The following is a 25,573-nucleotide window of genomic DNA, read 5'->3' as shown; positions in this document are numbered from 1 at the left end:
TCCGGGCGACGGCGCGAGGCGAAGCGATCGGCTTGGGCGCCCCGCCGCATGGCGGGTCCATCGCGGCGGCCCCGGCGCGGCGAATTCGGCGGCGCGCGCCCCCGTCGCGCCCCCGTCGCGCCCCCGTCACGCCCCCGTCGCGCGCCCGCCCCCTCCCTGCCGCGCGCCCGGACGCGCGCGGCAGGTTGCGTCGCGCGCCCCGGCGGCTATAACCCTCGCAATTTGCCTTCATCGCCCTAGCGACACGCGCCGCCGCGCCAGCCGCAGGCGGACCACATCGGAGCGACCATGCCGAAGCGGACTGACATCTCCTCGATCCTCATCATCGGCGCGGGGCCCATCGTCATCGGACAGGCCTGCGAGTTCGACTATTCCGGCGCCCAGGCGTGCAAGGCGCTGCGCGAGGAGGGCTATCGCGTCATCCTGGTCAACTCGAACCCCGCGACGATCATGACCGATCCGGGGCTGGCCGACGCCACCTACATCGAGCCGATCACCCCCGAGGCCGTCGCCCGAATCATCGAGAAGGAGCGCCCCGACGCGCTGCTGCCGACCATGGGCGGGCAGACCGCGCTCAACACCGCGCTGGCGCTGGACGACGACGGCACGCTGGCCCGGTTCGGCGTCGAGCTGATCGGCGCCAAGCGGGCCGCCATCGAAATGGCCGAGGACCGCAAGCTGTTCCGCGAGGCGATGGAGCGCATCGGGCTCGAGAACCCCAAGGCCACCGTCGCCAACTCGATCGAAGAGGCCATGGCCGCCATCGACCATGTCGGCCTGCCCGCCATCATCCGCCCCGCCTTCACCCTGGGCGGCACGGGCGGCGGCGTGGCCTACAACCGCGCCGATTACGAGGCCATCTGCCGCGCGGGGCTGGACGCCTCGCCGGTCAGCCAGATCCTGATCGACGAAAGCCTGCTGGGCTGGAAGGAGTTCGAGATGGAGGTGGTCCGCGACAAGGCGGACAACTGCATCATCGTCTGCTCGATCGAGAACATCGACCCCATGGGCGTGCACACCGGCGACAGCATCACCGTCGCCCCGGCGCTGACCCTGACCGACCGCGAATACCAGCGCATGCGCAACGCCTCGATCGCCGTCCTGCGCGAGATCGGCGTCGAGACCGGCGGCTCGAACGTGCAGTTCGCCCTGCACCCCGAGACCGGCCGCATGGTGGTGATCGAGATGAACCCGCGCGTGTCGCGCTCTTCGGCGCTGGCGTCCAAGGCCACGGGCTTTCCCATCGCGAAGATCGCGGCCAAGCTGGCCGTGGGCTACACGCTCGACGAGCTGGACAACGACATCACCAAGGTCACGCCCGCCAGCTTCGAGCCGACGATCGACTACGTCGTCACCAAGATCCCGCGCTTCGCCTTCGAGAAGTTCCCCGGCGCCAAGCCCGAGCTGACCACCGCCATGAAGTCGGTCGGCGAGGCCATGGCCATCGGCCGCACCTTCCACGAATCGGTGCAGAAGGCGCTGGCCTCGATGGAGACGGGCCTGACCGGCTTCGACGAGATCGACATCCCCGGCGCGCGCGACGCCGCCAGCGAGGACGACCGCCGCCGCGCCGTCGTCGCCGCGCTGTCGCGCCAGACCCCCGACCGGCTGCGCACCGTCGCCCAGGCCATGCGCGAGGGGCTGAGCGACGACGAGATCCGCGCCGCCACCGCCTACGACCCCTGGTTCCTGGCCCGCATCCGCGAGATCGTCGAGGCCGAGGCCGAGCTGATCGCCCGCGGCCTGCCCGAAGACGCCGCGGGGATGCGCCGGCTCAAGATGATGGGCTTTTCGGACGCGCGGCTGGGCAAGCTGACGGGCCTGAGCGAAGCGGCCGTGCGCCGCATCCGCCACGCGCTGGGCCTGCGGCCCGTCTTCAAGCGCATCGACACCTGCGCGGCCGAGTTCGAGGCCCAGACGCCCTACATGTATTCGACCTACGAGGCCGACGCGATGGGCGAGGCCGAATGCGAGGCGCGCCCCTCGGACCGCAAGAAGGTGGTCATCCTGGGCGGCGGGCCGAACCGCATCGGCCAGGGCATCGAGTTCGACTACTGCTGCTGCCACGCCTGCTACGCGCTGACCGAGGCGGGCTACGAAACCATCATGATCAACTGCAACCCCGAGACGGTCTCGACCGACTACGACACCTCGGACCGGCTCTATTTCGAGCCGCTGACCGAGGAATCGGTGCTCGAGATCCTGCACGCCGAGCGCCGGGCGGGCACGCTGCACGGGGTGATCGTCCAGTTCGGCGGGCAGACCCCGCTCAAGCTGGCCAAGGCGCTCGAGACGGCGGGCATTCCGATCCTGGGCACCAGCCCCGACAGCATCGACCTGGCCGAGGACCGCGAGCGCTTCCAGAAGCTGCTCGAGCGGCTCGAGCTGCGCCAGCCGCGCAACGGCATCGCCGCGACCGAAGAGCAGGCCTTCCGCATCGCCGCCGAGATCGGCTTTCCCGTGGTCATCCGCCCCTCTTACGTTCTGGGCGGGCGCGCGATGGAGATCGTGCGCGACGAGGCCCAGCTGGCCCGCTACATCCGCGAGGCGGTGGTCGTGTCGGGCGACAGCCCGGTGCTGATCGACAGCTACCTTTCGGGCGCGGTCGAGGTGGACGTGGACGCGCTGTGCGACGGGCGCGAGGTGCATGTCGCCGGCGTCATGGAGCATATCGAGGAGGCCGGCGTGCATTCGGGCGACTCGGCCTGCTCGCTGCCGCCCTACTCGCTGCCGGCGGAGCTGGTCGCGCGCATCAAGGAGCAGACCCGCGCGCTGGCGCTGGCGCTGAAGGTGCGCGGGCTGATGAACGTGCAGTTCGCCATCAAGGACGGCGAGATCTTCGTGCTCGAGGTCAACCCCCGCGCCTCGCGCACCGTGCCCTTCGTGGCCAAGGCGGTGGGCTCGCCCATCGCGGCCATCGCGGCGCGGGTCATGGCCGGGCAGGCGCTGTCCGAGTTCCGCCTGGTCCCGCCCGAGACCCGGCACGTCTCGGTCAAGGAAGCGGTGCTGCCTTTCGCGCGCTTCCCGGGCGTGGACACGCTGCTTGGCCCCGAGATGCGCTCGACCGGCGAGGTGATGGGCATCGACCGCAGCTTCGAGCGCGCCTTCCTCAAGAGCCAGATCGGCGCCGGCGTCGCCCTGCCCGAAAGCGGCAAGGTGTTCATCTCGGTGCGCGACGCCGACAAGCCCGCCATCCTCGAAGCGGCCCGCATCGTGGCCGAGCTGGGCTTCGGCATCCTGGCCACGGACGGCACCGCGCGCTATCTGGCCGAGAACGGCGTCAAGGTCGAGCGGGTCAAGAAGGTGTATGAGGGACGCCCGAACATCGTGGACGCGATGAAGGACGGGCAGGTCGCGCTGGTGTTCAACACCACCGAGGGCGCCCAGGCCGTCGAGGACAGCCGCGAGATCCGCGCGCTGGCCCTGTATTCGCGCATTCCCTACTACACCACCGCCGCCGGCGCCCGCGCCGCGGCGCGGGCGCTGCGCGCGCGCCGCGAAGGGCCGCTGGACGTGGCGCCGCTGCAAAGCTACGCCGTCGGGCTCTGAAGGGGCCGCCGCCCGCTTCGACCGGAGCGGGCGGCGCGCCCGGGGCCCGGCCCATCACGGCGCGCAACGCGCAGGAGGACCGCATGCCCGCCCATGACCCAGCCCCGGACCAGGCGCCGGCGCCGGACCCCGCCCCGCAGGGCCCGACCCTGCACCTGGTCAAGCTGTGCGTCGGCGTCGAGCGCCCCGAAGAGCTGGAGCGCTGGCAGGCGCTGCGCGCCGAGCGGGCGCGCGCGGCCGGAGCGGACCCGCGCCCGCGCCACCTGACGCGCATGCGCCCGCGCCGCGCCGACGAGCTGCTGGCGGGCGGATCGCTCTACTGGGTGATGAAAGGCGCGATCCTGGCGCGTCAGCGCATTCTCGCCCTGGAAGAGGCGACGGCCGAGGACGGATCGCCGCGTTGCGCCATCGTGCTCGATCCCGCGCTGATCCGCACCGCGCCCGCGCCGCGGCGGGCCTTTCAGGGCTGGCGCTACCTGCGCGCCGACGAGGCCCCGCCCGATCTCGACGCGGGCGCCGAGGGCGACGCGGCCCTGCCGCCCGCCCTGGCCGAGGCGCTGGCCGCGCTTGGCGTGCGCTGAGCCCATGCCCCTGCCCCCCGCCGCCATCGAGGATCTGCACCGCTGGCGCGCCGACCATGTCGCCGCCCTTCTGGCGCGCATCGCCGCGCTGATCGAGGCCGGCGCAGACGTGACGCCCGAGCCCTGGATCGACGCGCCCCCCGACCCATCCGCCGCCCGTGGCGCGCCGCAAGGCCCGCCGCCGCAGGAGGGCGGCGCCCCCCGCCCCGCGCAAGGCGCCGACCCGCGCCGCCCGAAAGACGACGATCCGCGCCGCCCGGCAGGGGCCGACGATCCGCGCCGCCCGGCAGGGGGCCAGGATGCGCGCCTCGGGGCGGGGGGCGGAAGCGGGCGCTCGACGGATGGGAGCCCCCCGGCGGGCGGGGGCGGCGCGCGCCGGTCGGCGGATGGACAGGATGCACGCCGGCCGGCGGGAAGCCACGCAGCGCGCCTTTCTGCGGGAACCCACGCCGCGCGCCTTCCGCCGCGGGGCGGAGGGCTGCGCCTGCCGGCGCGGCGCGATCTGGCCTGGGCCATGCCCGGCGCCGCGCCCGTTCTCGAGGACCTGCCCGCGCCGCCGCCGCCCGGAGGCCCCGCCGCCGCCCTGCGCCTTGCGGGCGGCGCGGCGCTCGAGCTGCGGCCCTTTCGCTGGCAGCGGGCCGCGCTGTCGCTGACGCCCTGGCGCGGGCGGGCGCTCGACTGGCGCCCCCTGCGACGCTGGGCGCTCGAGCACATGGCCCCGCGCATGGGCGACGCCGCGCCCGAACTGGCGGGGGTGATCCACCGGGTCGGCGGGCCGCGCAGCGCGAAGGGCTCGCGCATCCTGACGCTGGATCTGGGCTCGGCGCCCGCGCAGGCGGCGGTGGCGCTGATCGAGGCGGCGCAGGCGGCCGGAGCGGCGCGCATCGCGCTGGGTCCGCCCGGCGCCTGGCCCGAGGGCTGAGCGCGCCCCGTCGCGGGGCGCTCGTTCGGCGCGACGGCGCGCGAGGCCGCCCCGCCGCGGGCGCGCCCCGGGCGCGGGGCGGTCAGTCGAACACGCCCATCGCCTGAGCCACCAGCATGAAGGCGCGCCCGGTGCGCGTGTCGGCCAGGGCCGAGGCATGCGCCGCCCCTTCGGGGTCGTCGACCGCGCGGCGCAGCACCCGATCGAAGCGGCGCATCAGGTGCATGGCGGTGTCGCGGAAGATGGGGTCCGAGCGAATGAGCCGCCGCACCGCCTCGACGGCCTCGGGGTTCCGAACGCCCCCGACCGCCGCCACCTCGGGGCCGCGCGCGCCGGCGGCGAAGCGGGCCCAGTCCTCGAACGGGGCGATGTTCACGCTCAGATCCTCGGCGTAAAGGCCATGCTGGGCCAGCAGGGTCAGCGTGTCTTCGGCGGCCTGAAGCAGCTCGGACAGCACCGGGTCGCGCACGGCGGCCTCGAGCGCGGCGAAGCCCGCGGCGTCGGACTCGTCGCGCGGGAACTCGAGCGCCGCGACGATGGTCGGCCAGCCGGGCGCGGCGCGTTCGTCGGCCAGGGGCAGAACGGCCTGCGCCTCGTCCGTCGGCGCCGGGGCGCGCGCGGCGCCCGGGGCGGGCTGGCGCTCGACCTGCTCGGCGGACGCGGCGGCCTGAGCATGCGCGGCGGCCTGACCGGCCGAGGACGACGCCGGCGCCGCGGCGCGGCCGTCGCCAAGCGCGCGCGCCACGGCGTCGAGGCGGCGCTGGGTCTCGCCGATCTCGGCGATGGCGCGGGCCATGGCGGCGCGCTCGGCGTCCAGCGCCTCGCGCGCGGCGCCGGCCATGGCGCGGGCCAGCTCCTTGCCGGGGTCGGCCTCGAAAGCGCGCGCGGCGCGGCGCGGCAGATCGGCCTGAATGCGCGACAGCTGGCGATGCAGCGCCGAGACGCGGCGCGCAGTCTCGTCGATGCGGGCCATGACGGCGGCCGCGGCCAGCATGACCGCCCATGGCGCGCTCAGCGCCAGCCCCAGCGCCGCGACGCCCCCCGGGCCGATGGGCCCAAGCCCCGACCGCTCGAGCGCCATGGCCGCGCCCTGCCCCAGCGCGCCGCCGACGAGGGTCCAGACCACGGCCCAGAGCGCGCCCGCGCGCAGCCGCGCGCCCCGGCCGGGCAGCGCAAGATCGGCCGCCGGCGCGGGAGGCTGGGCGTCGGGCGCCGCGCGCCCCTGATCGGAGCCCGGATCGGGTTTGTCGCTCATGCCATCCTCGCGTCGCGCGGGCGGGCGGGCCGAGGGTCAGCCGTAGCGGACCTCGAGCACCTCGTAGGCCTTGCCGCCGCCGGGGGTCATCACCTCGACCGAGTCGCCCTCTTCCTTGCCGATGAGGGCGCGCGCAAGGGGCGACTGGATGTTCAGAAGGCCCTTCGAGATGTCGGCCTCGACCTCGCCCACGATCTGGTAGGTGCGCTCTTCCTCGGTGTCCTCGTCCAGAAGGCGCACCGTGGCGCCGAACTTGATCGCCCCCGACAGCTTCGAGGGGTCGATCACGTCGGCCCGGCTGATGATGCTTTCAAGCTCCTTGATGCGGCCCTCGATGAAGGACTGCTTCTCGCGCGCCGAGTGATACTCGGCGTTCTCGCTCAGATCGCCATGTTCGCGCGCCTCGGCGATCGCCTTGATGACGTTCTGGCGATCCACTTCCTTGAGCTGCTTCAGCTCGGCCTCGAGCGCGGCGAACCCCCTCGCCGTCATCGGAATCTTCTGCATGCCTGCGCTTCCCTGTCTGCGGACCGCCCCGCGCGAGGCGGCCCTGCGCGTCGATCGCGCGCGCCCGGGTCGCGGGCTTCGCGCTGCTTGCAAACGATACGCAGCCGCGCGGTTCACGGCGCGGCTGCGTAGCGTCGGGCAAGAGATTAGGGAGCCGCCGCGCCGGTTGCAAGCGCCGCCGGCGCCGCCGCAAGGCGAAAGCGGACGCCGGCGCTCGCCCTCAGGCCTCGGCGCCGCGGGCGGAGGCGCGGCGGCCGACCGCCTCGCGCCAGTGGCGGCGGCACAGGGAAACGTAGCGGTCGTTGCCGCCGATCTCGACCTGCGCGCCGTCCAGCACCGCGCGCCCGTCGGCGTCGACCCGCGCGACCATGGTCGCCTTGCGCCCGCAATGGCAGATGGTGCGCACCTCGCGCAGCGAGTCCGCCAGCGCCAGCAGCGCCGCCGAGCCGGGGAACAGCTGCCCGCGGAAATCCACCCGCAGGCCGTAGCACATCACCGGCACGTCCAGATCGTCGGCCGCCTCGGCCAGCTGCCAGACCTGGGCGGGCTCGAGGAACTGGGCCTCGTCCACCAGAACGCAGGCCAGCGGGGCGGCCTCGACCTGCCCGCGGATCAGCTCGAACAGGTCGTCGCCGGGGCGGAAGACCAGCGCCTCTTCGCGGATGCCGATGCGGCTGGCGATGCGGCCGGGCCCGGCGCGGTCGTCGGCGGCCGAGGTCAGCAGCAGCGTGCGCATGCCCCGTTCGCGGTAGTTGTGCGACGCCTGAAGCAGCGTCGTCGACTTGCCCGCGTTCATGGTCGAGTAGTTGAAGTAGAGCTTGGCCATGGCGCGTTATCGACCGCCGCGCGGCGCGGCGCAAGCCCCGGGCGGGCGCGACTCGGATTGACCGACTCGGCGCGTGGGGATAGGTTATGCGGTTCACAACATATTGTGGATCACCCAGCCGAAAGCACCGGATATGACCGCATTCGCCGCCCCCATCGCCGAGCAGATCTGGGACATGAAGTATCGCTTCAAGCGCCCCGACGGCACGCCCGTGGACCAGACGGTCGAAGACAGCTGGCGCCGGGTGGCCCGCGCCCTGGCCGCCGAAGAGAACGACCCCCACGCCTGGGAGCCGCGCTTCGAGGCGGCGCTGCGCGGCTTCCGCTTCCTGCCCGCCGGGCGCATCCTGGCCGGCACCGGCACGGGGCGCGCGGTGACGCTGTTCAACTGCTTCGTGATGGGCACGATCCCCGACAGCATGGAGGGCATCTTCGAGATGCTCAAGGAAGCCGCGCTGACCATGCAGCAGGGCGGCGGCATCGGCTACGACTTCTCGACCATCCGCCCGCGCGGCGCGCTGGTCGAGGGGGTGGGCGCCGACGCCTCGGGGCCGCTCAGCTTCATGGATGTGTGGGACGCCATGTGCCGCACCATCATGTCCGCCGGCAGCCGCCGCGGCGCCATGATGGCGACCATGCGCTGCGACCACCCCGACGTCGAGGACTTCATCGCCGCCAAGCGCGACCCGGCGCGGCTGCGCAACTTCAACCTCTCGGTGCTGGCGACCGATCCGTTCATGGAGGCCGTCAAGGCCGACGCCGACTGGGACCTGGTCTTCGGCGGCAAGGTGTTCCGCACCGTGCGCGCGCGCGATCTGTGGGACAAGATCATGCGCGCCACCTACGACTACGCCGAGCCGGGCGTGATCTTCATCGACCGCATCAACAAGCTCAACAACCTGCATTACTGCGAGACCATCGCCGCCACCAACCCCTGCGGCGAGCAGCCCCTGCCGCCCTATGGCGCGTGCCTGCTGGGCTCGATCAACCTGGCGCGGCTGGTGCGCGATCCCTTCGAGGACGACGCGCGCATCAACCTTGACGAGCTGAACGAGCTGGTCGCCACCGCCGTGCGCATGATGGACAACGTCGTCGACGCCTCGCGCTTTCCGCTGCCGCAGCAGAAGGCCGAGGCGCAGGCCAAGCGCCGCATCGGGCTGGGGGTCACGGGGCTTGCCGACGCGCTCTTGATGTGCGGGCTGCGCTACGGCTCGGACGAGGCCGTCGCCCGCACCGAGGAATGGATGAAGGCGGTCGAGCGCGCGGCCTATCTGGCCTCGGTCGAGCTGGCGAAGGAGAAGGGGCCCTTCCCGCTCTTCGACCGCGACGCCTATCTGGCCGGCGCGCATGTGCGCACCCTGGACGAGGACGTGCGCGAGGCCATCGCGCGCCACGGCATCCGCAACTCGCACCTGACCTCGATCGCGCCGACCGGCACCATCAGCCTTTACGCGGGCAACGTGTCGTCCGGCATCGAGCCCGTCTTCGCCTATTCCTACAAGCGCAAGGTCCTGCAGAAGGACGGCACGCGCACCGAAGAGCGGGTCGAGGACTATGCCGCCCGCCTGTGGCGCGAGAAGTTCGGCGACCGCCCCTTCCCCGACTGGTTCGTCGACGCCCAGACGCTTGAGCCCGCGGCGCATGTGCGCATGCAGGCCGCGGCGCAGAAATACGTGGACAGCTCGATCTCCAAGACCATCAACTGCCCGGCCGACATCAGCTTCGACGCCTTCAAGGAGGTGTATCTGCTGGCCTACGAGACCGGCTGCAAGGGCTGCACCACCTACCGCCCGAACGAGGTCACCGGCTCGGTCCTGTCGGTCGAGAGCGAGGCGCCCGCCGCCCGCCCCGAGGTGCGCGAGGTCGAGGCCCTGCCCGCCGACGCGGCGCCCGACCATCCGGGCGAGGTGGTCTACCTGTCCGAGCCGCTCGACCGCCCCGAGGCGCTGCCCGGCCAGACCTACAAGATCAAGTGGCCCGAATCCGAGCACGCGATCTACATCACCATCAACGACGTGATCGTCGGCGGCCGCCGGCGGCCCTTCGAGGTGTTCATCAACTCGAAGAACATGGAGCATTTCGCCTGGACGGTGGGTCTGACGCGCATGATCTCGGCGGTGTTCCGCCGCGGGGGCGACGTGTCCTTCGTGGTCGAGGAGCTCAAGGCCGTATTCGACCCGCGCGGCGGGGCATGGATGAACGGACGCTACGTGCCCTCGATCCTGGCGGCCATCGGCGGCGTGATCGAGCGCCACATGATCGAGATCGGCTTCATCGAGGGCGAGGGCAAGGGCCTGAAGTCCGACCCGCGCGCGCAGGCCGTCGCGGTGGGAGAGGAACCGGCCCGCGGCGCGGCCTGCCCCCGCTGCGGCCAGTTCGCCCTGCGCATGCAGGAAGGCTGCCTGACCTGCATGGAGTGCGGCCACTCGAAATGCGGCTGAACGCGCGGCCGCGCCGGCGCGCCGCTCCTGCGGCGGGGCGGGGCGCCGGTTTCAGCCGTAGGTCCGCTCTTCGAGCGGGGTCGCGGCCACCATGTCGAGCAGCAGCTGCAAGAGCCGCTCTTCGGCGCGGTTCCTGGCGGCATGGGGGTTCCAGACCACATGCACGTCGATCGCGGGCAGCCCCGAATAGGGCGGCGTCTGCCACAGCAGCCCGTCCTCGACGTCGCGCCGGGCCACATGGACCGGCAGGGGACCGACGCCGAGCCCCGCGACGATCATGCGCCGCACCTCCTCCAGATGGCTCGAGAGCCCGGCGATCCTTTCGCCCATCCCGGCCTGCGCCCGCAGCAGCGCCACGGGGCCGAGGGCGTCGTGCAGCCGGTCGGTCTCGAAGCTGACGGCGGCGTGCCCCGCCAGATCGGCCAGCGTCAGCCCCTTGCGCCCGAACAGCTCGTGCCGCGGGCCGCAATAAAGGCCGAAGAACTCGCGATACAGGCGCCGGTATTCCAGCCTGGGATCGCGGTCCTTGACGAGGCAGACGGCGAAGGACGCCCGCTTGGCGCGCAGCTCGGCGACGGCTTCGGCGCTTGGCTTGACGTCGATCTCGATCGTGGCCGCGGGATGAGCGGCATGGAAATCGGCCAGGGCGCGGTCGAAAAGCGGACAGACCACATGGCTGGCGACACAGATGCGCACATGCCCCTGAACCTCGTCCTTGATTTCGCGCAGCAGCGTCGAAAGGCGCAACACCGAGCCGTTGATCTCGACCGCCTCGCGATAAAGCAGCCGCCCCGCATCGGTCAGCTCGTAGCAGCCCGGCGAGCGCTCCAGCAGCTTGCGCCCGATGCGTTCCTCGAGCCGCTTGAGGGCCGAAGACACCGAGGGCTGCTTGCGCCGCAGCCGCCGCGCCGCCTCGGTGATCGAGCGGCTTTCGGCCAGGACGACGAAGGTGCGCAAGAGGTTCCAGTCAAGCTCGCGGGCGATGCGCTCGGGATCGATCCTCGGGCCGCGTTCCATTGATTCCGTCAATGCCGAAAATTCCCATTATCTATTTGATCCATGACTGGCCGCTTTGCATCCTCGACGCAACATTGTTCAGCCTGGAAACGGAATGTCCGTCGAAGCCCGCGAAGCCCGCCAACCCTGGATCCTGCTCGCCCCGGCGCTGAGCGCGGTGACGCTGCTGCTGTTCGTGCCGCTCCTCTTCATCCTGGTCTACAGCTTCTGGCTCAGAACCGCGACCGGCGCGGACCAGCCCGGCTTCTTTCTCGACAACTGGCGCGAGGCGCTGACCGACCCGTTCTATCGCGACATTCTTCTGAGCACGCTGCGCATCGCGGCGATCACGACCGCGGTCTGCGCGCTGATGGGCTATCCGACGGCCTACTTCATCGCGCGCTCGCGCGGGGATAAGCTGCTGATGGTGCTGCTGCTGATGCTGCCCTTCTGGATCAGCTACATCATCCGCACGATGAGCTGGATCAACATCCTGGGCGCATCGGGCGCGGCGAACGCGGCGCTCATGGCCCTGGGGGTCGTCTCCGAACCCGTCAACATGCTCTACAACGAGGCGGCGGTCATTCTCGGGCTGACGCACTACCTGCTGCCCTTCATGATCCTCAACGTCTTCGTCAGCCTCGAGGGCATCGACGCCAACGTCGAAGCGGCCGCCAACTCGCTTGGCGCGACGCGCTGGCAAAGCTTTCTCGAGGTCACGCTGCCCCTGTCCCTGCCCGGCCTCGCGGCGGGAGGGCTGCTTTGCTTCGTCCTCGGCGCGGGGACCTACATCACGCCGCTGATCCTGGGCGGGCCGCGGGATGCGATGTTCGCCAATCTCGTCTTCGAGGCGATCATCACGCAACTCAACTGGCCGCTCGGCTCGGCGCTGAGCCTGATGCTTCTGCTCGTCCTCGGAGCGCTGGTCGCGATCTACAACCGCTATCTGGGCATGACGCAGCTGATGAAGGGGCTTGGATGATGGGCTGGCAGCTGATCCGCGCCTGGGCGATCGCCGTCTACGTCTTCATGTTCCTGCCCGTGGGCGTGGTCGTGCTGCTGAGCTTCAACGACAGCCAGTTCGGCAGCTTTCCCATGACCGGGCTTTCCCTGCGCTGGTTCGCCGAGCTGTGGAGCAACGAGGCGATCCTGCGCGCCTTTCGCACCTCGGTCGCGCTGGGCCTTCTGACGGCGCTTATCTCGACGACGCTCGGCGTGCTGGCGGCCCTGGCGCTGGTGCGCTACCGCGTGCCCGGGGCGAACGCGATCTCGACCCTTCTGATCGCGCCGATCCTCGTGCCCGAGGTGGTGCTGGCCGTCGCGCTGCTTCTGTTCCTGGACTTTCTCGGGCTGCACAAGAGCTTCGCGCTGCTTCTGCTCGGCCATGTCATCTTCACGCTGCCCTTCGTGGTGCTGGTCGTGCAGGCCAGGCTCGTCTCGATCCGGCGCGACGTGGAAGAGGCCGCGATGAGCCTGGGCGCTTCGCCGGCGCAGGCATTCTTCCAGGTCACCCTGCCCCTGATGCGGCCGGCGGTTCTGGCGGGCGGGCTTTTCGCCTTCACCGTCAGCTTCGACGACGTCACCGGCACGCTTTTCTGGAAGCCCGGCGGGGTCGAGACCGTGCCCACGCAGATCTTCGCGATGCTGCGCAATTCGATCAGCCCCGAGATCAACGCGCTGGGGACGGCGATGATCGTCATGACCGTGGGCCTGCCGCTGCTCGGGGCCGCGATCGCGCGAAGGCTTGCGATGAAGGACGGCGGCTGAACGCCCGGCGCAACACGACCGAACCGACAAGGAGAAGACCATGACACGCAAGATGAACGCCGTCGCCCGCTGCGAGCGCCTGCGCGAACGCTACATGAACGGCGATCTGGACCGCCGCAGCTTTCTGGGGCTGCTGGGCGCCGCCGGCGCGGCCTGCGGGCTTGCCACCCCCTATCGCGCGCTGGCCAAGGAGGTGACCCACATCCGCTTCGACGGCTGGGGCGGCGTCGTTTCCGAGGCGCTGCGCAAGCACGCCTTCGACCCGTTCGAGGCGGCGACCGGCGTCAAGGTCGTGGACGGAACCTTCGGCGGCGGCGACGAGTATCTGAGCCGCGTCAAGGCCAGCCAGCCGGGCGAATACAACATCGCCCATCTGTCGGGCGTGTTCGACTACGCGCGCTATCACAATCTGGGTCTGACCTCGGAGCTGAACGAGAAGAACATCCCCAACCTGCAATACGTCATCCCCAAGCTGATCGACGTGTTCCGCAAGGTGAGCGGCGGCGCGCTGTCCTGCGTGCCCTACGACTACGGAACCACCGGCATCGCCTACAACCGCGCGCACATCTCGGACGACGAGGCGAAGGAGAAGGGCGCGAAGCTGCTGATCGACCCCGCGCACAAGGGCAAGATCAGCGGCTGGGCCGACTGGCGCACCCGGATGTGGTATGCGGCGCTGCAGACGGGCCAGGACCCGAACGGCATCGTCGACGAGGATGCGGCCTGGGACGCGGTGCGCGCCCATCGCGATCTTGCGCTCAAATACTGGAACTCCGGCGCCGAGCTGATGAGCCTTCTGGCCGAGGGCGAGGTTCACGTCACCGAGGGCTGGTCCGGCCGCATCTACGCCTTGCAGGAACAGGGCCACGACATCGGATACATCGACCCGCCGAACGGCTTCGGCTGGCAGGAATGCATGTTCGTCATCAAGGGCTCGCCCATGGAGGCCTGCGAGGAGCTGCTCAACTTCATGCTCGCCCCCGAGACCGCCATCGCCGTGGCCGAGGCGCAGAACTACCCGCCCGCGCTCGATCCCACCAAGGTCGATCTTGGCCCCAAGATCCCGACGCTGCCCGCCTTCGATCCCAGCGGCACGCTTGCCGGGCTGACCTTCGCCGACCCCGCCTACTGGAACAGCCACGAGGCGGCCTGGTCCAAGACCTTCGGCCGCGTTCAGCGCGGCTACTGACGACACGGCCCCCTTCCCCTGCGGAAGGGGGCGCCATCTGACCGAGGATCCGGCCCGTGAGTTCCGTTCTGCTCAAGAACATCGTGAAGCGCTTCGGCGATTTCACCGCCGTTCACAAGACGACGCTCGACATTCCCGACGGCGCCTTCGTGACGCTGCTCGGCCCCTCGGGCTGCGGCAAGACCACGACGCTGCGCATGATCGCCGGGCTGCTCGACCCGACCGAGGGCGACATCGTGATCGGCGGCAGACGGGTCAACGACATCCCGATCCACAAGCGCAATCTGGGCGTGGTGTTCCAGAACTACGCGCTTTTCCCGCACAAGAGCGTGGCCGAGAACGTCGCCTTCGGGCTGAGGTATCGCGACGTGCCCAAGGCCGACATTCCAAGGCGGGTGCAGGCGGCGCTCGAGCTGGTGCAGCTTCCCGATCTGGGCGCGCGCCGCCCGCGAGAGCTTTCGGGCGGCCAGCAGCAGCGCGTGGCGCTGGCCAGGGCGATCGTGATCGAACCCGACGTGCTGCTTCTGGACGAGCCGCTTTCGGCGCTGGACGCCAATCTTCGCGAAGACATGCGGGTCGAGCTGAAGCGCATCCAGGAGCGGATCGGGGTGACCACGGTCTTCGTCACCCATGACCAGTCCGAGGCCCTGGCCATGTCCGACCGCATCGTGGTCATGAGCGCCGGCCGCGTCGAGCAGGTCGGCGCTCCCGAACAGGTCTACAACGCCCCGGCAAGCGAGTTCGTCGCCAATTTCCTGGGCGCGTCGAACATCGTCCCGTGCATGTGCACGCGGCGCGGCCCCGAGGGCGCGACGCTCGAGGCCCCCGGCCTTGGCGCGATCGCCGTTCCCGCGGCGCGGGCCCCCAAGCTGCGCGAAGGGCCGGCCAAGCTGGTGCTGCGCGCCGAGAAGCTGCAGCTTCTGCCCGAAGGCGCGCCCTGCGACGGGCGGATCACGGCGCCGGCGGTGGTCGAGACCGTCGATTATCAGGGCCAGACCGTGCGCTATTTCGTGCGGATCGGCGAGCGCCAGTTCCAGGCGATCAACCTCATCGAAGAGCGCCCCTTCGCCGTGGGCGCGCGCGTCGTCGCCGCCTTCCGGCCGCAGGATTGCGCCGGCCTTCCGGGGACCTGAGATGCGCGGCCTGTTTCGCCAGGAACAAGGGCGCCGCCCCTGCCTCGCCCCAGCGCGGCGCGTCGGCATGCCGGACGCCGAAGGGCGGCGACGGCCGGACCGCCTTTCCGGCGCCATGATCCGCAACGCCGGCCATCGCCGCGGCCATGCCCTGGAAGCGGCGCGCCGGCCGAGCGCGAGAACCGCCTTCGGCCACCGCTCCAATCTTGCGCCCAAGGCGTCCGAGCGGCCCCGCGCGATGCTCGCCCCGAGCGCGCCGCCGCGATCGCGGCGGGCGCTTCCCGTCTCGGGCCGCTCCGGGGCGGTTGGCCGCGCAATCCTGGGAGAGAGACGATGATCGCCCTTTTCGACGACCGGCAATGGCTGCACGACCCCAAGCATTTCATGGCCAACGGAGCGCTCTTGCCGAACCCCGAGCAACCCCGGCGGATCGAGATCCTCAAAGCGGGCGCCGAGGCCGCAGGCTGCGTTTTCCGCGCCCCGGACGACGCCGGAATCGGCCCCATCGCCGCGGTCCACAGCGCCGAATATCTGACCTTTCTGCAGAGCATCCACGCTCGCTGGCGCCGCATCCCCGGCGCCGGCGCCGAGGTCATCCCGAACATTCACCCGGCCAGCCGCGCAGACGGCTATCCGAAATCGGCGGTGGGACAGGCGGGCTATCATCAGGCCGACACCGCCTGCCCGATCGCCGAAGGCACGTGGCAAGCCGCCTACTGGTCCGCGCAAGGCGCCATCGCGGCCGCCGATCTGATCGCCGGCGGCGAGCGCGCCGCCTACGCTCTTTCGCGCCCGCCCGGCCATCACGCCTTCGCGGATCTGGCCGGCGGCTTCTGCTTTCTGAACAATGCGGCCATCGCCGCCGAGCGGCTGCGCGCGGCCGGCTTCCGGCCCGCCATTCTGGACATCGACGTGCATCACGGCAACGGGACGCAGGGCATCTTTTACGAGCGCGCCGACGTGCTGACCGTGTCGATTCACGCCGATCCCGCGCGCTTCTATCCCTTCTTCTGGGGATACGCGCACGAGCGGGGCGCCGGCGCGGGGCTGGGCTGCAACCTCAACCTGCCGCTTCCTCGCGGAACGGGCGACGCCGAGCACCTGGCCGCCCTCGACATCGCCCTGACGCGCATCCGCAGCTTCGGGGCCGACGCGCTCGTGGTCGCGCTGGGCCTCGACGCGTCGATCGACGATCCATTCCAGGGCTTCGCGGTCACGCAGGACGGCTTCGCGCGGATCGGCGCCGCGCTGGCCGGTGCGGGGCTTCCGGTGGCGCTGGTGCAGGAAGGCGGCTATGTTTCGGACGCGCTCGGGATCAACCTGACCAGGGTCCTCGTCGGCCTGCGGGACGCGCTGTGAGCCGCCCCGACGTCATCGTGATCGGCGGCGGCATCGCCGGGATCAGCGCGGCGGCCCTGCTGGCCGCCGACTGCGCCGTGCTGGTCCTCGAGGCCGAGCGGCAGACCGGCTATCATTCCACCGGCCGCTCGGCCGCGATCTTCATCCGCAATTACGGCAACGAGACGCTGCGCGCGCTGAACGCCGCTTCGGCCGGGGCGCTCGAAAAGCCCGAGGGGGTCTCGGACCGCAGCCTTCTGTCGCCGCGCGGCGAGATGATCGTCGCGGCCGAGGACGAGCTCGACGCGCTGGCCGCCTACGCCGACGGCGCCGAGGGCCTCGAGACGCTGACCCCCGCCGAGGCGATGGAGCTTGTGCCCATTCTGCGCCCCGAGGCGGTGCGCGGCGCAGTTCTCGAGCGCAACGCGCAGGACATCGACGTCGATCGGATGCTGACCGGGTATCTGAGGCTTCTGAAGGCGCGCGGCGGACGGATCGAGACCGGCGCCCCCGTCACGGCGCTTGGCCGCCGGGGCGGGCTGTGGCGGGTCGAGGCGGGCGGCGCCGCGCACGCCGCCCCCGTCGTCGTGAACGCGGCAGGCGCATGGGCGGGCCAGATCGCCGCGCTGGCCGGGCTTGGCGCGGCGCCCCTCCAGCCCTTCCGCAGATCGGCCGCGATCCTGCCCGCGCCCGAGGGGCGCGACATTCGCGCCTGGCCCCTTTTCGCCTCGGCGACCGAGCGTTGGTATGCCAAGCCCGAAGCCGGCAAGCTTCTGGTCAGCCCCGCCGACGAGGACCCCGTCGCCCCGCATGACGCCTTCGTCGACGACACGGCCCTTGCCGAGGGGCTTCACCGCTTCGAGCAGGCGGTCGCCATTCGCGTCGCCCGCGTCGAGCACGCCTGGGCGGGGCTGCGCACCTTCGCCCCCGACCGCACGCCGATCGTCGGCTTCGACCCCGGCGCCGAGGGCTTTTTCTGGCTGGCCGGACAGGGCGGCTACGGGGTGCAGACGGCCCCGGCCCTGGCCGCGGCGACGGCGCGCCTTGTCGCAGGAGCGGCGCCCGACCTGCCGCCAGCCGTGACGGCGGCGCTGTCGCCGGCGCGATTTCATCCCTGACCGAAGGAGAACCCATGTCCGACATCGTCAGAATGCGCACCGACGCGCGCATGAGCCAGATCGTCATCCATGGCGACACGATCCATCTTGCAGGCCAGGTGGGCAGCCCCGGCGCCGACGTCGCCGAGCAGACGAGGGAGTGCCTGAGCAAGATCGAGGCGCTGCTGGCCGAGGCGGGCTCGGACAAGACGCGCATCCTGCAATGCACCATCTGGCTGGCCGACATGGCCGATTTCGCGCAAATGAACGCCGTCTGGGACGCGTGGGCGCCGGCCGGCCATGCGCCTGCGCGCGCCTGCGGCGAGGCGAAGCTTGCGACGCCCGGGCATCGGGTCGAATTCATCGTGGTCGCCGCCCGCGGCTGACCCCGCCGGCGCTTCGCCCGCCCCGCCGCCCCGGCCGCGCGCTGCGGGGGCTGCGGCGCGGCCAAGGCGCGGGCGAGCGATGGCGCGACGCTATTTGCGCGGCACGCCCTTCGGCCGCATCAGCCTTTTCTGCGCGGCGATGCGGAAGGGCGCGTTCGCGGCGCCGTAGCCGTCATAGCCCCCGACGCGCTGGACGACCTCGAAGAACAGGCCCTCGGCGAAGGGCCGGCTGTAGAACTGGAAGAAGGCTCCGTCGGCGTCTTCATCGTAAAGAATGTTGAAGGCCATCAGCTCTTCCACGCGCGACGGCTCCAACCCGAAGCGCGCGCGCAGGTCGTGATAGTAGTTCACCGTCATCGGCAAGGGCTCGAAGCCCAGATCGGCCATGGCGCGCGCGGTGGCGAAGATGTCGTCCGTGGCGAAGGCCACATGCTGGACCGCACCGCCGAAGCTCTCGGCCAGGAAGCTGCCGGCCAGGGTGCGGTGCGTCTCGGCGCCGTTCAGGGTGATGCGCGTCCGACCGTCGCGCGACTTGATCGCCTGACTGCGCACAAGGCCATCGGGATCGACCACGTCGACCATGGGCGTGCGCTCCATGTCGAAGATCGAGGTGTAGAACAACGACCAGCTGAGCATCTCGTCGTAGTTCATCGTCTCGGCGACGTGGTCGATCCGGGTCAGGCCGGCGCCGCCCGGCTTCGCTTCGCCCGAGCCGCGGAACTCGACCGACCAGACGTCGGACAGGCCGCTGACCTGGTCGATGAAGTGCATCACGCTGCCGCCGACGCTGCGAATGGCCGGGATCTTCATTTCGCCCGGCCCCACCGGCTGCTCGAAGGGTTCGGCGGCCAGCGCAAGCGCCCGCGCCACGGTGTCGGCGGCGCTGGAGACCGACAGGCCGACGTCGCAAACGGTCGTGCCGTGCACGAGATAGGCCGAATTGGCGAACCCCTCGGTCTCGGCGTTCACCACGACCCGCGCTTCGCCCTGCCGCCACAGCGCCACACGCTTCGAGACATGGTCGCCGACGTGACGAAACCCCATGCAATGCAGCAGCTTCGCCAGCGCCTCGGCCTCTTCGCCGCGGGTTGCGAACTCGATGAAGGCCACGCCCTGCGCGGCGACGCGCGCGGGCATGTCGGGAACCTTGATGCGAATGTCCGGCTCGGCGCGGCGAACGTCGTCCATCAGCGCCGCCAGGGAACGATAGCCGTCGCGCGCCAACCCTTCCGGGCGGCCGCCGCGGAACTGGTCGTTGAAGATCTCGAGGCTGACCGGCCCGTCATAGCCCGTCGCCGCCACCGCCTGCATGAACGCCTGCACGGGCAGATCTCCCTCGCCCGGCATGCAGCGGAAATGACGCGACCAGTAGAGCAGGTCCATCTCGATCTGCGGCGCATCGGCCAGCTGCACGAAGAAGATCCTGTCGCCGGGGATGCGGCGGATCGTGTTCGGGTCGATCTTGCGGGCCAGCGTGTGGAAACTGTCGAGGATGAGCCCGACATTGGGGTGATCGGCCCGGCGCACGATCTCCCACGCGTCGCGATGGTCGTTGACATGCCGCCCCCAGGCCAGCGCCTCGTAGCCGACGCGCAGGCCCCGTTCGGCGGCGATGTCGCCCAGCTCGGCCAGGTCCTGCGCCGCGCGGTCGATCCCGCCCAGGGACTCGGGATGAACGGAGGAACAGACAAGAAGCAGCTCCGCGCCCAGTTCGACCATCGTGTCGAACTTGCATCTTGCCCGGTCGAAGGCGCGTCTGCGCGCCTCGCCGGTCAGCCCCTCGAAGTCGCGAAAGGGCTGGAACAGCGTGATCTCCAGCCCGTGGTCGCGGATCATCCGGCCGATTTCGCGCGGGCTGCCTTCGTCGGCTATGAAGTCCTGTTCGAAGATCTCGATCCCGTCGAAGCCGATCTTCGAGATGGCCGCAAGCTTTTCCCTCAGACTGCCCGAGATCGACACCGTCGCGATCGAGGTCTTCATGCCGCCTCTCCGCGTTCCAGCAAGGCGACGCGAAGCCGGGCCTCGTCCAGCGGCAGCCCTGCGAAATGCGCCCAGGCATGCACGCCCTGCCAGAAGAACAGCTCGTAGCCCGAAATCGTCTCGAGGCCCTGCGCATCCGCGTCGCGCAGGAAGAGGGTGTCGACCGGCGTGTAGACGGCGTCGAAAGCCCAGGCCGCGCCTCTCATGCCCTGCGCGTCAAGGGGCGTGCCGTCATGGCCGACCATCCCGACGGGGGTTCCGTTCAGGATGCCGCTCGCGCCCCGGGCGGCGTCCGCCGCCTCGGCGAAGACCGCGACCTTCGAGGCCGCCGACACGGCGCGCAGATCGCGCGCCAGCGCCTCGGCCTTTTCCGCGCGGCTGTCGACCAGGCGGATCTCGTCGGCGCCCAGGGCGACAAGGCCGAACGCCAGGGCGCGGCCGACGCCTCCGGCGCCGATCAGGCAGCAGACGCCGGGCGACGCCTCGCCGCGCGCCGCGCGATAGGCGGCGATGAAGCCCGTGTAGTCGGTGTTGCATCCGCGCGGCCCATCGGGCTCGAACAGCACCGTGTTGACCGCCCCGATGGCGCGGACCAGCGGATCCTCGACGATCACCTTCGCCGCGGCCCGTTCCTTGTAGGGATAGGTGACGTTGACGCCGCGATAGCCCCCGCCCGCGCACCGCGCGAAAACGGCATCGAAGTCCTCGCCAAGGTCGCGGGGGATCAGGCGGTCGTATTGCACGCGCAGGCCGTGTTGCTCTCCAGCCAGGCGATGCAGCAGCGGCGAGCGGGACCGGGCGATGTTGTCGCCGATCAAACCCAGCTTGAGGTCGGGTTCGCAGCTCATGGGTTCCTCTGTGCGTTGGGGAAAAGGCGCGCCTTGGCCCGCGTCCAGAGCGGGGTCTGGGAGACGAAGATCAGGATCACCGACGCGAACAGCGCCAGCGAAAGCGGGCTGGAAAGGATCCCCGCGAAGAACAGGCCAAGATCCCCGCGTTCCGAGATGATCGCCCGGCGCCAGTTGTCGTCGAGCAGCCGCGACAGGATCACTCCCAGGATCACCGGCCCGAGCGGATAGCCATAGTGGCGCATGAAGTAGCCCAGCACGCCGAAGCCCAGCATCCAGTAGACGTCGGCGATCGAGTTGTTCACCGCATGGGCGCCGACGATCGACAGAAGCAGGATGAGCGGGATCAGCACGCTCCGCGGCATCTCGACGATCCTGGCGAAAAGCCGGATGCCCGTCAGCCCGAAGATCAGCATGAAGACGTTCGCCGCCACGAGGCAACCGACGATGAACCAGAACATGTCGGGCTTGTCGATCATCAGCATCGGGCCGGGATTGAGCCCATGGATGAAGAGCGCGCCGATCATGATGGCCGTCACCGCATCGCCGGGTATCCCCAGCGTCATCATGGGGATGAAGGCCCCGCCCACGGCGGCGTTGTTGGCGGTCTCGGGGGCCACCAGCCCCTCCATCGCGCCCTCGCCGAACGGGGGCTCGGGATTCCTGGTCACGCGCTTGGCGTGGTCGTAGGCCATGAGCGCGGCGATGTCCCCGCCGGTTCCGGGCAACGCCCCGACGATCACGCCGATGGTCGAGGTCTGCAGGCTGAGCGGCAGATGCTTGCGCACCGTGGCCAGCGAGGGAACGACGCGGTCGATCTTCTGCCGCATCGCGCGCTTGTCGACATGATGCATCTGGATCAACGCTTCGGAGACGCCGAACATGCCGATCATCACCGCGATGAACGAGATGCCGCCCTCGAGGATCTGGAAATCGAAGGTGAAGCGCTCGGCGAAGGTCAGCGGGTCGCGCCCCACCAGTCCGATCGCGATTCCCAGCGCCCCGGCGAAGATGCCCTTGGTCAGCGATCCCTGGCTGAGCGAGCCCACCAGCAGGATGCCCAGGATGGCCAGCAGCATGTAGTCGCGCGGCTGGAAGCTGAGGGCGAAGTCGCTGACCAGGGGCGCGGCCAGCGCCAGCACCGCGATGCCCACGAAGCCCCCGATGAAGCTCATGACGGTGGTCACGCCGATGGCGACTCCGGCCTCGCCGCGCTTGGCCATCGGGTAGCCGTCAAGCGCGGTGGCGATGGCCGAGGGCGCGCCGGGAATGTTCAGCAGGATCGCCGTGCGCGAACCGCCATAGACCCCGCCCATGTAGATGCCGATCATCAGCGCGATGGCCGGAAGGACATCCCACGAGAAGGTGAAGGAAATCAGGATCGACACCGCCATGGTGACCGAAAGACCGGGAATCGCGCCGATATAGATGCCGGCGAAGGTGCCAAGCCCCACCAGCAGCAACAGCTGCGGCTGGGCGAACAGGACGATCAGACCCGACAGCGCCTCCATCACCCGACCGCCCCCTTCGCCAGCGCCCGGAAAAACTGGATGATCTCGGCTTCGGGCACGATGCCCGCGGGCATCAGCACGGTGAAGACGATGCGGAAGACAAGCCAGATCGCCAGAAGGGCGCCCAGAGAGACGGCCAGCGTCCATCCCCAGCTGCGGCGCTCGAGATGGCGGATCGCAACGGCCAGAAAGATCGCGGAGGTGGGCAGAAATCCCACGGGCCTCAGAAGCAGGGCGTATCCCGCCAGCAGGCCGACGAAGAGCAGCGCGCGGGCGGGCAGGATGTCGCGCGCGAAAGTCTCGCTCGCATCGCGCGGCAGCCGCGCGGTTCGCGCCAGGATGATCGCCGCCGCGACCGCCATCGTCGCGGTGGTCGCCACCGGCAGCGCGCGCGGCGAGGACATCCCGTTCGGGCCGAAGGGGTTCTCGATGCCCCAGGCGCTGACCAGCAGGAACAGGCTCGTCAGAAGCAGGAAGGCCGCGAAGCCCAGCTCGCCGGGTCGGCGCCGGTCAGGCTCGCCCCCCGGCGTGGCATGCGACGTTCCGTCATGATGTTCGGGATCGATGCGCTCCATATCGTCCTCCCTGGAGCATCGCGGGGCCGGTTTCGGGCCGGCCCCGCTCGGTTCGCTCAGTTGCCGGGACGGGCGATGCCGAATGCTTCCGGCGACGCCTTGGTCAGACCGGCGTCATGCAGAAGCCAGGCCGTGCCCTGCTGCCACTTCGCGAGGAAATCCTCGGCCTCCTTGCCGGAAATGCCCATCAGCGTGAAGCCGCGGTCGTTCATCAGCTTGACGAAATCGGGATGCTGGGCGCCCTTGGCGTAGGCTTCGGTCAGCTTGCGCACCGCCTCGTCCGGCGTGCCCTTGCGCACGAAGACGCCAAAGAACGGACCCCACGGAAGGTAAGTCTCATAGCCCGCGTTGAACTGCGTGACATAGGGCGCGTCGGGCAGCTTGGCGTTGGGCTGCGAGTCCATGATCGCCAGCACCTTCATCTTGCCCGCCCGGATCGGCTCGATCGCGGCGCCCAGAACGGCCGGCATGACGTCGATGGCGCCGCCCTGAAGGGCGGTCAGCGCCGGGCCGTCGCCGTCATAGGGAACGCGCGTGACGTCGAGCTCGCCCTCGACGGCGCCGATCATGGCGTTGATCACCGAAGGCAGGCCGCCCGGGCCGGTCGAGCCGAACTTCACCTCGCCCGGATGCGCCTTCACATACGAGATCATCTCGGCGTAGTCGTCGAAGGGCGTGTCCGGTCGCGCGACCAGAACCGCAGTCCCGCGCGCCAGGATCGAGATCGGAATGAACTCGCCATAGTCCTTGTCGCCCAGCCCCATCACCTTGTAGAGCATCGGGTTCTCGGCGCCCATCAGCAGCGTGTAGCCGTCGGCGGGTTGACCGGCCACATAATTGAGCGCGATCGCGCCCACCGCCCCCGTCATGTTCTGCAACACGATGACGCCGCCCAGAACCTTCTCGGCGTGCGGGGTGACCGAGCGCATCACCGTATCGGTCGAGCCGCCGGCTCCCCACTGGATGATGCCCTGGATTTCCTTCTCGGGGTATTCGGCGACGGCCGCCGTGGCCGTCAGCGCCAGCGCAAGCGCGCCTGCAAGCATCCGCTTCATGGTTTTCCTCCCTGCTGTCGCGGGTTCGCCGCCGACCGAAGCCGGCGAGCCGCCATAGCGTTATCGGCCCAATCCGCGCTTAACGTAAAATTCTTTTTCGTCTCTCATCATAACCTGATGTTATTTCTTCGACCGATACCATGGGCCGTCCTCGACCGCCTTGCCCAGCTCGCGCCGGAACTGCGCGATGGTGTGCTCGGCGAACCTCGAAAGCGTTCGCCCCCTTTTTCGCGACACGAAGCTCCTGACCCGAACATCCTCGACCAACGGCCTGCGCTCGAGGCCCGGCATGTAGACCTCGGCCACGGAAAACTCGTCGATGACGGCCACGCCCAGGCCGTGGCGCACCATGCTGACCAGCGTCTGTGCAAAACGGCCGCGCATCGCGTAGCGCGGCTTCACCCCCGCGACCTCGAAAGGCCGCGCCAGCATCCGCCCGTAAGGATCGGAAGGATCGACGCCGATCAGGGGCTCCGCCGCCAGATCCGCAGCCGAGACGGCATCCTTGCGCGCAAGACGGTGCCCTTCCGGCAGGATGGCGACGAGGCGGCCTTGAGCGATTTCCTCGTTCTCGATGGCCGCGTTCTCCACGGCCGAACTCATGATCACGAACTCGCCGCGCTCGAGCAACAGATAGTCGACCGTTTCCTCGATCTTGATCACGTTCATGTCGACGAACAGATCGTCATACCGGCTGCGAACCTGGCGCATCACCCGCGCGGCGATGAACTGGGCGATCGAGGGCGCCGTCGCGAATGCAAGGCGAACATCTTCGCCCCGTTGCAGGGAGCTGACGGCAAGCTGCAGGTTCTCGACGCCCTTGCAGACCTCGCGCAGCTGATCGAACACGCGCCCCGCCTCGACCGAGGGCGTGAACAGCCCGGCCTTGCGTTCGAACAGGCGAATGCCGAGGGATTCCTCGGTGTGCTTGACAAGCCGACTGATCCCCGGCGCCGAGACGTTGAGCATCTTCGCCGCGCCGCTGATCGTGCCCGTCATCATCACGGCGCGGATCACCTCGATCTGCCGCAAGGTCATCTCAGGCATGCCCCTCCCCCCCTTAACTTCACGTTACGCTTGCGCTAAAATAGGTGCCTGACGTTAATACCCATCCGCACAAGAGTCCCGGCGGCCAAACGAAGCGCCTCGTCGCGCCCTTGGGGACGAGACAGGGCGCCGACCGTCGCTCTGAACCGCGCCGGGTTTGCCGGAGGCTCCAACTCTTGAGCAGGATGGAGTATCATGAGCAAGACGACGAACAGATTTTCCCCGGAAGTGCGCGAGCGCGCCGTGCGGCTGGTTCTCGACAACGAGGCGCAGCATCCGTCGGTACTGTACCGTGATGTCTGGAAATTCGCTTTGGGCTGGGGCCTTGAGCCCCTGCTGGGGCATGCCCCAACAGGGGCTGCCCATCCTGGTATTCCATGGAGTTGCCGAACGACCATGGAGAAGCGCGAATGGACAGACGGAAGGATACGGCGGTTGAGGCGGTCTTGGAACAGCTGATCGAGCACGGCCCTGGCGAGATCGCCTCGGTGTTCGCCCGGGCCTTTGAGCTGGCGATGCAGATCGAGCGCGAACGATTTCTCGGTGCGGCGCACTACGAGCGTACGCCCGA

Annotated in this window: 22 protein-coding genes; 12 read left to right on the top strand and 10 right to left on the bottom strand. The window is 70.0% G+C overall.

Going from position 1 to position 25,573, the window contains the following annotated elements; genetic code table 11:
- Window positions 1–288 precede the first annotated feature (288 nt).
- The 3 genes from carB to BMW67_RS12955 all read left to right on the top strand — a co-directional run bounded on the left by carB (window position 289) and on the right by BMW67_RS12955 (window position 5,052).
- The gene (gene carB, locus BMW67_RS12965; RefSeq protein ID WP_072748045.1) at window positions 289–3,549 is read left to right on the top strand and encodes a carbamoyl-phosphate synthase large subunit; all 3,261 of its coding nucleotides are present in this window, start codon (window positions 289–291) and stop codon (window positions 3,547–3,549) included.
- An 83-nt stretch (window positions 3,550–3,632) separates the two neighbouring features.
- On the top strand, window positions 3,633–4,130 hold the full coding sequence (locus BMW67_RS12960) for a DUF1489 family protein (protein ID WP_083581510.1): 498 nt from the start codon (window positions 3,633–3,635) through the stop codon (window positions 4,128–4,130).
- 4 nt (window positions 4,131–4,134) lie between these two features.
- Window positions 4,135–5,052 (top strand): hypothetical protein, encoded by a 918-nt coding sequence (locus BMW67_RS12955; protein WP_072748046.1) that lies wholly within the window; start codon window positions 4,135–4,137, stop codon window positions 5,050–5,052.
- An 82-nt stretch (window positions 5,053–5,134) separates the two neighbouring features.
- Here BMW67_RS12955 and BMW67_RS12950 read toward each other — a convergent pair whose 3' ends face one another.
- The 3 genes from BMW67_RS12950 to BMW67_RS12940 all read right to left on the bottom strand — a co-directional run bounded on the left by BMW67_RS12950 (window position 5,135) and on the right by BMW67_RS12940 (window position 7,640).
- A complete protein-coding gene (locus tag BMW67_RS12950) occupies window positions 5,135–6,307 on the bottom strand; it encodes a hypothetical protein (protein WP_072748047.1) in 1,173 nt (390 codons plus the stop codon).
- A gap of 36 nt (window positions 6,308–6,343) precedes the next feature.
- Entirely contained in the window at window positions 6,344–6,814 is a 471-nt protein-coding gene (greA, locus tag BMW67_RS12945) for a transcription elongation factor GreA (RefSeq protein ID WP_072748048.1), read from the bottom strand.
- Between the two features lie 220 nt (window positions 6,815–7,034).
- Entirely contained in the window at window positions 7,035–7,640 is a 606-nt protein-coding gene (locus tag BMW67_RS12940) for a thymidine kinase (RefSeq protein WP_072748049.1), read from the bottom strand.
- Between the two features lie 133 nt (window positions 7,641–7,773).
- On the opposite strand from BMW67_RS12940, the gene BMW67_RS12935 reads away from it, so the two are divergent.
- On the top strand, window positions 7,774–10,080 hold the full coding sequence (locus tag BMW67_RS12935) for an adenosylcobalamin-dependent ribonucleoside-diphosphate reductase (RefSeq protein ID WP_072748050.1): 2,307 nt from the start codon (window positions 7,774–7,776) through the stop codon (window positions 10,078–10,080).
- A 51-nt stretch (window positions 10,081–10,131) separates the two neighbouring features.
- Here the strand turns inward: BMW67_RS12935 and BMW67_RS12930 are convergent, their stop codons facing one another.
- Entirely contained in the window at window positions 10,132–11,097 is a 966-nt protein-coding gene (locus BMW67_RS12930; RefSeq protein ID WP_072748051.1) for a LysR family transcriptional regulator, read from the bottom strand.
- Window positions 11,098–11,191: 94 nt separating this feature from the next.
- Here BMW67_RS12930 and BMW67_RS12925 point away from each other — a divergent pair, with 94 nt between their 5' ends.
- From BMW67_RS12925 to BMW67_RS12895, 7 genes are all read left to right on the top strand, one after another.
- Entirely contained in the window at window positions 11,192–12,058 is an 867-nt protein-coding gene (locus BMW67_RS12925) for an ABC transporter permease (protein WP_072748052.1), read from the top strand.
- Window positions 12,058–12,843 (top strand): ABC transporter permease subunit, encoded by a 786-nt coding sequence (locus BMW67_RS12920; protein ID WP_072748079.1) that lies wholly within the window; start codon window positions 12,058–12,060, stop codon window positions 12,841–12,843. Before BMW67_RS12925 ends, BMW67_RS12920 begins: the two co-directional genes overlap by 1 nt.
- A 40-nt stretch (window positions 12,844–12,883) precedes the next feature.
- The gene (locus BMW67_RS12915) at window positions 12,884–14,032 is read left to right on the top strand and encodes an extracellular solute-binding protein (protein ID WP_245728530.1); all 1,149 of its coding nucleotides are present in this window, start codon (window positions 12,884–12,886) and stop codon (window positions 14,030–14,032) included.
- Window positions 14,033–14,088: 56 nt separating this feature from the next.
- Complete coding sequence (locus tag BMW67_RS12910; RefSeq protein ID WP_072748053.1) at window positions 14,089–15,165, top strand: ABC transporter ATP-binding protein; 1,077 nt, start codon at window positions 14,089–14,091, stop codon at window positions 15,163–15,165.
- 333 nt (window positions 15,166–15,498) lie between these two features.
- On the top strand, window positions 15,499–16,524 hold the full coding sequence (locus BMW67_RS12905; RefSeq protein ID WP_072748054.1) for a histone deacetylase family protein: 1,026 nt from the start codon (window positions 15,499–15,501) through the stop codon (window positions 16,522–16,524).
- The gene (locus tag BMW67_RS12900; RefSeq protein ID WP_072748055.1) at window positions 16,521–17,621 is read left to right on the top strand and encodes an NAD(P)/FAD-dependent oxidoreductase; all 1,101 of its coding nucleotides are present in this window, start codon (window positions 16,521–16,523) and stop codon (window positions 17,619–17,621) included. The genes BMW67_RS12905 and BMW67_RS12900 overlap by 4 nt, the downstream gene beginning before the upstream one ends.
- 14 nt (window positions 17,622–17,635) lie before the next feature.
- The gene (locus tag BMW67_RS12895) at window positions 17,636–17,986 is read left to right on the top strand and encodes a RidA family protein (protein WP_072748056.1); all 351 of its coding nucleotides are present in this window, start codon (window positions 17,636–17,638) and stop codon (window positions 17,984–17,986) included.
- Window positions 17,987–18,076: 90 nt separating this feature from the next.
- Here BMW67_RS12895 and BMW67_RS12890 read toward each other — a convergent pair whose 3' ends face one another.
- From BMW67_RS12890 to BMW67_RS12865, 6 genes are all read right to left on the bottom strand, one after another.
- Window positions 18,077–19,966 carry a bifunctional sugar phosphate isomerase/epimerase/4-hydroxyphenylpyruvate dioxygenase family protein gene (locus tag BMW67_RS12890; RefSeq protein WP_072748057.1) on the bottom strand — a complete coding sequence of 630 codons (1,890 nt, stop codon included), beginning with the start codon at window positions 19,964–19,966 and terminating at the stop codon, window positions 18,077–18,079.
- Complete coding sequence (locus BMW67_RS12885; protein WP_072748058.1) at window positions 19,963–20,814, bottom strand: shikimate dehydrogenase family protein; 852 nt, start codon at window positions 20,812–20,814, stop codon at window positions 19,963–19,965. Before BMW67_RS12885 ends, BMW67_RS12890 begins: the two co-directional genes overlap by 4 nt.
- The gene (locus tag BMW67_RS12880; protein ID WP_072748059.1) at window positions 20,811–22,325 is read right to left on the bottom strand and encodes a tripartite tricarboxylate transporter permease; all 1,515 of its coding nucleotides are present in this window, start codon (window positions 22,323–22,325) and stop codon (window positions 20,811–20,813) included. The genes BMW67_RS12885 and BMW67_RS12880 overlap by 4 nt, the downstream gene beginning before the upstream one ends.
- Window positions 22,325–22,900, bottom strand: coding sequence for a tripartite tricarboxylate transporter TctB family protein (locus BMW67_RS12875; RefSeq protein ID WP_072748060.1), 576 nt, complete (start codon window positions 22,898–22,900; stop codon window positions 22,325–22,327). Before BMW67_RS12875 ends, BMW67_RS12880 begins: the two co-directional genes overlap by 1 nt.
- 56 nt (window positions 22,901–22,956) lie before the next feature.
- Window positions 22,957–23,955, bottom strand: a complete 999-nt coding sequence (locus BMW67_RS12870; RefSeq protein ID WP_072748061.1) for a tripartite tricarboxylate transporter substrate binding protein — start codon at window positions 23,953–23,955, stop codon at window positions 22,957–22,959.
- 120 nt (window positions 23,956–24,075) lie between these two features.
- On the bottom strand, window positions 24,076–25,002 hold the full coding sequence (locus BMW67_RS12865; RefSeq protein ID WP_072748062.1) for a LysR family transcriptional regulator: 927 nt from the start codon (window positions 25,000–25,002) through the stop codon (window positions 24,076–24,078).
- A 195-nt stretch (window positions 25,003–25,197) separates the two neighbouring features.
- Between BMW67_RS12865 and BMW67_RS15865 the strand changes: the two genes are divergently transcribed.
- A complete protein-coding gene (locus BMW67_RS15865) occupies window positions 25,198–25,461 on the top strand; it encodes a hypothetical protein (RefSeq protein WP_125459049.1) in 264 nt (87 codons plus the stop codon).
- The last annotated feature ends 112 nt before the right edge of the window (window positions 25,462–25,573 follow it).

Source organism: Oceanicella actignis (genome assembly GCF_900111545.1).
In the GTDB taxonomy this organism is placed as follows: Bacteria; Pseudomonadota; Alphaproteobacteria; order Rhodobacterales; family Rhodobacteraceae; genus Oceanicella; species Oceanicella actignis.
This window is presented reverse-complemented; position numbering and strand designations above follow the sequence as displayed.

What these genes read in the sequence shown, in the direction of transcription:
- carB (WP_072748045.1), top strand. Translation starts at nt 289, where the DNA reads ATGCCGAAGCGGACTGACATCTCCTCGATCCTCATCATCGGCGCGGGG.
- BMW67_RS12960 (WP_083581510.1), top strand. Translation starts at nt 3,633, where the DNA reads ATGCCCGCCCATGACCCAGCCCCGGACCAGGCGCCGGCGCCGGACCCC.
- BMW67_RS12955 (WP_072748046.1), top strand. Translation starts at nt 4,135, where the DNA reads ATGCCCCTGCCCCCCGCCGCCATCGAGGATCTGCACCGCTGGCGCGCC.
- BMW67_RS12950 (WP_072748047.1), bottom strand. Translation starts at nt 6,307, where the DNA reads ATGAGCGACAAACCCGATCCGGGCTCCGATCAGGGGCGCGCGGCGCCC.
- greA (WP_072748048.1), bottom strand. Translation starts at nt 6,814, where the DNA reads ATGCAGAAGATTCCGATGACGGCGAGGGGGTTCGCCGCGCTCGAGGCC.
- BMW67_RS12940 (WP_072748049.1), bottom strand. Translation starts at nt 7,640, where the DNA reads ATGGCCAAGCTCTACTTCAACTACTCGACCATGAACGCGGGCAAGTCG.
- BMW67_RS12935 (WP_072748050.1), top strand. Translation starts at nt 7,774, where the DNA reads ATGACCGCATTCGCCGCCCCCATCGCCGAGCAGATCTGGGACATGAAG.
- BMW67_RS12930 (WP_072748051.1), bottom strand. Translation starts at nt 11,097, where the DNA reads ATGGAACGCGGCCCGAGGATCGATCCCGAGCGCATCGCCCGCGAGCTT.
- BMW67_RS12925 (WP_072748052.1), top strand. Translation starts at nt 11,192, where the DNA reads ATGTCCGTCGAAGCCCGCGAAGCCCGCCAACCCTGGATCCTGCTCGCC.
- BMW67_RS12920 (WP_072748079.1), top strand. Translation starts at nt 12,058, where the DNA reads ATGGGCTGGCAGCTGATCCGCGCCTGGGCGATCGCCGTCTACGTCTTC.
- BMW67_RS12915 (WP_245728530.1), top strand. Translation starts at nt 12,884, where the DNA reads ATGACACGCAAGATGAACGCCGTCGCCCGCTGCGAGCGCCTGCGCGAA.
- BMW67_RS12905 (WP_072748054.1), top strand. Translation starts at nt 15,499, where the DNA reads ATGATCGCCCTTTTCGACGACCGGCAATGGCTGCACGACCCCAAGCAT.
- BMW67_RS12895 (WP_072748056.1), top strand. Translation starts at nt 17,636, where the DNA reads ATGTCCGACATCGTCAGAATGCGCACCGACGCGCGCATGAGCCAGATC.
- BMW67_RS12890 (WP_072748057.1), bottom strand. Translation starts at nt 19,966, where the DNA reads ATGAAGACCTCGATCGCGACGGTGTCGATCTCGGGCAGTCTGAGGGAA.
- BMW67_RS12885 (WP_072748058.1), bottom strand. Translation starts at nt 20,814, where the DNA reads ATGAGCTGCGAACCCGACCTCAAGCTGGGTTTGATCGGCGACAACATC.
- BMW67_RS12880 (WP_072748059.1), bottom strand. Translation starts at nt 22,325, where the DNA reads ATGGAGGCGCTGTCGGGTCTGATCGTCCTGTTCGCCCAGCCGCAGCTG.
- BMW67_RS12875 (WP_072748060.1), bottom strand. Translation starts at nt 22,900, where the DNA reads ATGGAGCGCATCGATCCCGAACATCATGACGGAACGTCGCATGCCACG.
- BMW67_RS12870 (WP_072748061.1), bottom strand. Translation starts at nt 23,955, where the DNA reads ATGAAGCGGATGCTTGCAGGCGCGCTTGCGCTGGCGCTGACGGCCACG.
- BMW67_RS12865 (WP_072748062.1), bottom strand. Translation starts at nt 25,002, where the DNA reads ATGCCTGAGATGACCTTGCGGCAGATCGAGGTGATCCGCGCCGTGATG.
- BMW67_RS15865 (WP_125459049.1), top strand. Translation starts at nt 25,198, where the DNA reads ATGAGCAAGACGACGAACAGATTTTCCCCGGAAGTGCGCGAGCGCGCC.